The sequence below is a fragment of the Corynebacterium sp. CCM 9203 genome, assembly GCF_041357675.1.
Lineage (GTDB): Bacteria > Actinomycetota > Actinomycetes > Mycobacteriales > Mycobacteriaceae > Corynebacterium.
In genome coordinates this window covers 1-5,812 of the sequence record NZ_JAUERY010000009.1, presented here as the reverse complement: position 1 = coordinate 5,812, position 5,812 = coordinate 1, and the positions used below count along the sequence as shown (strand labels likewise).

Below are 5,812 nucleotides of genomic sequence, written 5' to 3'. Positions count from 1 at the left end.
TGCGGGGCGTAAAGCGCTGGCGACGATGGGCCGCAGAGGCGGCAAGAACTCCGCCGCCAGGAAGTGGGCCAACCCTGAGCAGCCAACCGCGCAGAAGGTTCTGAGCGCCCTCAATGAGGCGAACGAAGATCGAGCGCTAGAGGGGATGGCTCTTGAGTCCGAGATCAAGGCGTTCATGCTCCGGCGGAAGAAGGAACTGAGGCAGTTGCCGTCCACTAGGGAGATCGCGGCCGAGTTCGGGGTGAGTGAACGGCGGGTTAGACAGATTCGGCAGACCCTTGGGATGCAAGCTAAGCGCGGGCGTCCGAAGCGGAAATAAAACGGCAACGCCATAAGCGGTATACGGTTCCCCCTCCGCTTTAGCGGAGGGTCTTTAGACCTAGACCCCTACACACCTAGCGAGGGATGTGCGTGGCTTTCCCGGTGGGTGTGCGGGGGCTACGGGTAGGGCGTGGTTTGTGGGGCCGTATCCCCATTAGCGTAACAACATAACAGTGTTGTTGTGTTGTTATTATGTTGGTGCTAGCGTGGTCTTATGATCATTGTTTTCTCTCACACAAAAGGGGGGGTCGGTAAAACAACCTCCGCCATCGGGTTTGCAAGTGCTCTAGCTGATGCAGGGTTTGGGGTTCGGGTGCTTGATGCTGACCCACAGGCCAGTGCACTAACGTGGGCGCGGATCGCCACCGAGGCTGGCGATCCGCTGAGTTTCGACGTTATTCCTGTTACCGCTAAGCGGATCGACGGCTACAGGCCGGTAACAGACGTCACCATCATTGACTGTCCGCCGGGGCGTGCGACAACTATTGACGCTGCGATAAGACGAGCTGATGTAGTTGTCATTCCAACCTCCCCGGGGCCTGCGGACATTGACCGAGTTTTTGCAACGCTAGAAGTTGTGCCAGCCGAAAAGGCGGTTGTGTTACTCACTCAAGCTCGTTTGCAGACCCGTCTATATCGTGACGTTCGGGAGCTTTTTGCAGAGCAAGGTGTACCCGTGCTCGAAACGACGATTCCATTACGTGAGGGAATTAGAAGTTCCTTTGGAGCGTGCCTCAAAGAGTTTTTCGGCTACGACGAGGCGGCAGCAGAAGTTCTGAAAATGTACGGAGACATAACATAACATTTACGTTATGTTATAACATTTAACGAGGTAGGAGCTATGGAAAAGAAAAATAATGCACTCTCTGGAATGAGTAAAAAAACGCCTGGGTCGAGTGCTGGCAAAACGGCTCAAGCTGCTTTTGAGAACCCTTCTGCATCAATGTGCCGGACAACGGTATACATTCCTGCGGATTTGCAGCAGAGGATTAAGATTCAAGCCGTTTATGAAAAGCGGTCAGTCTCGTCAATTGTTGTGGACCTTCTGGAAACGTACCTGAGTGAAAAAGAAGTCTAGAAAGTAGAACAATGTGAATAAGGTTCTAGCGTTGGTTTTGGGCGTAATTCTGCTGTCGGTGATGATTGCGGTCATTCTCGGTGGAGATGATGAGTGCTTAGATCAACGCGGCGTCGACGGCTCTACAGCGGTGCCACCGGGTAGCTACTCCAAGCCGGAGGTGATGCCACCTGGTGTGGTGACGTCAGGGTACGGGCCTCGTGGTGGCGGGTTCCACTACGGGCTAGACATCTCCACCGCTGGCCCCGAGATTCCTATTTATGCGTTTGCTGATGGTGTTGTCACCAATGCGGGGCCTGCTAGTGGGTTTGGCCAGTGGATCGTTATTTCACACCAAGCCGAAGACGGAAGCCGCTTCGACACCGTTTACGGGCACATGTACCCCGCCGGTGTGCTCGTCAGTGTCGGTGACACTGTTTATGCCGGTCAGCAGATCGCCGTCCAAGGCAGCAACGGCCAATCGTCAGGCCCGCACCTGCACTTTGAGGTACATCCAGGCGGCTGGTCCCAACACAGTGGGGTAGACCCCGCAAGCTGGGTAGCACAAGCCGTAAACCCCAGCACTGGCGTTGATCTATCCCACCGCACCACCGTCAATATCGACGGCGGCGACTTCGACGGTGGGGAACTGCCACCAGCCAGCGCTCACGGCGTAAACGCCTCCGAACAGGGCCTACGACGTGACACCATCCGGCTGCAACGAATGATCGCTCAGAAATTCCCTCAAATCACCGATATTGGTGGGTGGCGCGCCAGTGATCCCTACCCCGATCATCCAGACGGGCGCGCACTCGACGTGATGATTCCCGCCTACACAACCGCCCAAGGCATTCAGCTAGGCGATTCCATCAAGGACTGGGTGTACATCAACCGACAAGCCTTGGGCGTTGAATACGTGTTGTGGCGGCAAACAAGCTACACCGGTGATGGGGTGGCAAAGCCTATGGAAGACCGAGGCAGCTCTACTGCGAACCATATGGATCACGTACACATCACCGTTGCCAGTTCCCTTTATCCGCAGGCCGATGAAACCTATACACCGGTGGATGGATTGAGTAGCACCGGCAGCTACACCAGCAAGCCGGGATGCGTCGATGAAGGCGACGAGCACGCCGAGCACCTGGCAGATGGCACCGTTCCCGATGAGTTCGCACCCTGGCTAGAACGCGGTGCAGCGGTCTGCGAGGCCGTCGACGCTCCCCTACTTGCTGCGCAGCTCGATCATGAATCGGGATTCAAGCGTGGGGAGGTCAGCGGCGCAGGTGCACAAGGATATGCGCAGTTCGTACCCGGAACCTGGCAAAAATACGGCTATGCCGTCGATGATGATGGAAACCGTATAGGTGCCGCAGGTGTGGGCGATCCCAACAGGGTCGGTGATGCAGTCATGGCGCAAGCTCACTATATGTGTGACATTGCCGCGAGAGTACGGCCAAAAATCGACAGCGGGCAGCTACGCGGCGTAAGCCTCACAGAAGCGATGCTTGCCGGGTACAACGCCGGTGAAGGCGCGTTAGATACCTACGGTGGAATGCCGCCGTACGCCGAAACAACGGCTTACGTGCAGACCATAACCACAAACCGTGAAAAGTACATCAAACACTAGGAGCGGGCGCGCATGAAATTACGTCACATGGTTTTAATCACTTTGGTCACCATTGCAGTGGTTCTAGGGGTGATGCTTGTCGTGGTCTGGAACAACAAGCAGGGGCCGGAGTCGGAAACAACCCGTACCTATGACCTGTCTACCGACGAGCATGCCGATCATGATGGCGCGAAAGACCTCACCGCGCCTGGTGATAATGCCGAATTCAACGCGGCGCAGGCTATGCGCGAAATGTATAGCTATAAGCCTGGTGAGGATAAAGACCGCCGGGACGCAGGAGCGCGCGCGGCGCGGTACTTCATTCCCAAAATGGCCGAAGGGCTGAAAAACCAGCCGGAAACACGCCCGCAGCCCTCAGCTATCGAAGAGTGGAACGGGTGGGCAAAAAGCCGTGACGAAGTTGTAGCCGCCGCGCGCGCTATTGATAGCTACGTGATCGGTGACGTTTCCACGGTCACCGTTGAAGTCGTTCAAACTGTCCTGTCACCATCCATCAAGACAATGACGCGCCTAGACCCCTTCACCGTGCGTGTCACACTCACCAGCACCCCTGACGGGTGGCGGGTGTCTACCTGGAAGATCACCGAGGGTATCCCCCACTAAGCCTATGTCTGCGTGATTGTCTCTCATTTACTTCGATAGGCCCCTCTTCGCTGCCGCGTACGTCTGGCGACGTACTTGCCAAATTATTCCCACATTGAGCTATGCGGTGCTTGCGGAGAGGGGTTCTCTGCGCTAATGAATGAACCGGTTCACATCCACTAGCTCCACCCGTACTCACAGAGTGGTGCAAAGTGCATTTAAATAATTAGTCATCTAATAACATGGACGGAGAAGGATCTAGTGTAAGGAGCCATTGGTTTATGCACTTGGCTAGTGATGTGCAATGAGTGGCGCACCCACAAAACGTAAAAAGGTTAACATGTGATGAACGTCACATAAATAGATTGTAAAAAAACCCCTTTTGGTCTATGTAATAGACGTGCAATTTGATACACTTAGTACATACCGAAATGGAGGTGGTTAAGTTGAAAGATTAAACGGTTTGAAAAGAAGTCGGAGAACTAAACAGAGAAGAAAGGAGGACGCGATTGATTGTCTTGGCAATAGTGCTGGCGGGAGTTTTTGGCACGGCTTGCAAAACCTACGTTGAGCTTCGCAGGATTGAAGCAGACGTCGAGATTGCTAAACTTGAGCGCCGCCAGCGAAAGAGAAAAAAGTAGCCCCAACGTCCAACTAACTAGTACTTAGTTGGCAGCCGGGGGAGGTTGACGCTTCCCCCGGTCGTTGGGGCCTATCGCTGAAAAGTCTACATCAGAACCGGACGAAAGGACAGGCCGAAGCAGCGGATACAGGAAGATGTGAGAGATTGACAGTCCCCAGTGGAGGGGTCCCGCAAAGTCTTTAAGGAGACGACATACATGCTTACGCGGACACTGATTTTCACCACGATGGCCCTTAGCGTCAGTGGTCTAGTTTTTGGCTTCATCATCCCTACTATCCCTCGTGATGCTCTACTGTCTATGACCCTTGTGACGCTGCTGTTGGGGGTCGCAGCGATAGTGCGTGCACGCCGTGAGATATTCCGCCTGCAACGTGAGTTGGAGACGGTTAGAGCGGCATAGAGAAAGCCCCGGCAGGGTCACCCTGCCGGGGCTTTCTCTATGTCATCGTATGTATTAGCAGAAGAACTGCAATGGCGGTGACGGCGATGGTGATGGCGGTTCGGATGGCGCGGCGTATGTACGCCGCGATGATCCCTACTACCGCGAGGGGGACGGCAGCGGCGTTAAGGTTACCGGCGGCAAGTTGATTTAGTGTGTCGGTCACTGTGTCCCTAGAAGAGAGGTGGCTGATTATCGGGTATGTCGGTGATGGCGCGGGCGTAGGCGGTTTGATCCCAGCCGGTGCGCAGTGCGGTGCGGATGCGCAGGGAGCGGGCGCGTCTATTTCCGTACATCACCTTTTGGTTTCCCCGGTTCCTGCCGAGGGAAACCGCGTACCGAACATTCTCGCCCTGGTCTGACACATGGACGTGCAGACTGTCTACACGGACGCAGAGGGGTTCGTTGCAGTGGTGTTCGGCTACGGTTCCGGGGGGAAGATCAATACCGGCTAGGAGGAGTGCGAGCCGGTGGCTGGATACTGTGCGTTGTTTTTTACCTCGTTGCCAGGTTAGGCGTCCGTATCCTTCTGATGAAATCGCGCCGACCCAGAACCAGCAGCCCGGTGTTTTAAGGACATGGGCGGCGAATGCCGCGCGTACCTCATCATCTATTGGAAGGGTTGGCGCGAACTCGATGCCTGCACGCCGACTTTTGGATTCCGGTGGGGGGTGATTCACGGTGCGGGTGTCGGGCGGGCTGATGCCTAGAGGTAGTGACGGTTGGGTCGACGATAACACTAGCTTGTGGTGTCTTCGGTGGTGTCTTCGGTGGTGTCCGGGATGGTGTCTAGAGGTTCGTTCGCTTGTTTTTTCCAGCCTCGGACTGATCGAACTGGGTAGCCGATGGCGGCAGCTATGTCTGACTCGGTCATTCCGGATTCCGTTAGAGCTTCCACTGCTTTGCCTAACTGTGACTCGATGGCGTGAAGTTTCTCAACGCCAGCCAGCACGGTTACTAGCGCTTCCTCCTGTTCTTTAATTTTTCGCAGTTGCTCTGCCTGGAGGGCGCGCGCCTTCTTTCTAAGCTCTCGTGGTGTAGCCACCTTGTTCTCCAATCTTTGTTTTTGGTACAGCATACTCGCTTCCTCGTCTGCTTCGCTTCCTCGTCTGCTTCGCTTCCTCGTCTGCTTCGCTTCCTCGT

Annotated in this window: 7 protein-coding genes and 1 pseudogene; 5 read left to right on the top strand and 3 right to left on the bottom strand. The window is 55.2% G+C overall.

Annotated elements, in window-relative coordinates; all coding sequences use genetic code 11:
• The 5 genes and pseudogenes from QWU44_RS11600 to QWU44_RS11580 all read left to right on the top strand — a co-directional run.
• Positions 1-319, top strand: a pseudogene (locus QWU44_RS11600) (RepA); the annotation flags it as partial.
• A gap of 216 nt (positions 320-535) precedes the next feature.
• Entirely contained in the window at positions 536-1,123 is a 588-nt protein-coding gene (locus QWU44_RS11595) for an AAA family ATPase (protein ID WP_370915837.1), read from the top strand.
• Positions 1,124-1,162: 39 nt separating this feature from the next.
• Entirely contained in the window at positions 1,163-1,399 is a 237-nt protein-coding gene (locus QWU44_RS11590; protein ID WP_370915836.1) for a hypothetical protein, read from the top strand.
• 13 nt (positions 1,400-1,412) lie between these two features.
• On the top strand, positions 1,413-3,005 hold the full coding sequence (locus QWU44_RS11585; RefSeq protein ID WP_370915835.1) for a peptidoglycan DD-metalloendopeptidase family protein: 1,593 nt from the start codon (positions 1,413-1,415) through the stop codon (positions 3,003-3,005).
• 12 nt (positions 3,006-3,017) lie between these two features.
• The gene (locus QWU44_RS11580; protein WP_370915834.1) at positions 3,018-3,608 is read left to right on the top strand and encodes a hypothetical protein; all 591 of its coding nucleotides are present in this window, start codon (positions 3,018-3,020) and stop codon (positions 3,606-3,608) included.
• A 1,059-nt stretch (positions 3,609-4,667) separates the two neighbouring features.
• On the opposite strand, the gene QWU44_RS11575 is transcribed toward QWU44_RS11580, so the two are convergent.
• The 3 genes from QWU44_RS11575 to QWU44_RS11565 form a co-directional block, all read right to left on the bottom strand.
• A complete protein-coding gene (locus tag QWU44_RS11575; RefSeq protein WP_370915833.1) occupies positions 4,668-4,835 on the bottom strand; it encodes a hypothetical protein in 168 nt (55 codons plus the stop codon).
• Positions 4,836-4,842: 7 nt separating this feature from the next.
• Entirely contained in the window at positions 4,843-4,965 is a 123-nt protein-coding gene (locus QWU44_RS11570; RefSeq protein ID WP_370915832.1) for a hypothetical protein, read from the bottom strand.
• A 443-nt stretch (positions 4,966-5,408) separates the two neighbouring features.
• Positions 5,409-5,812: hypothetical protein (locus QWU44_RS11565; RefSeq protein WP_370915831.1), on the bottom strand; the 404-nt coding region annotated here is incomplete at its 5' end.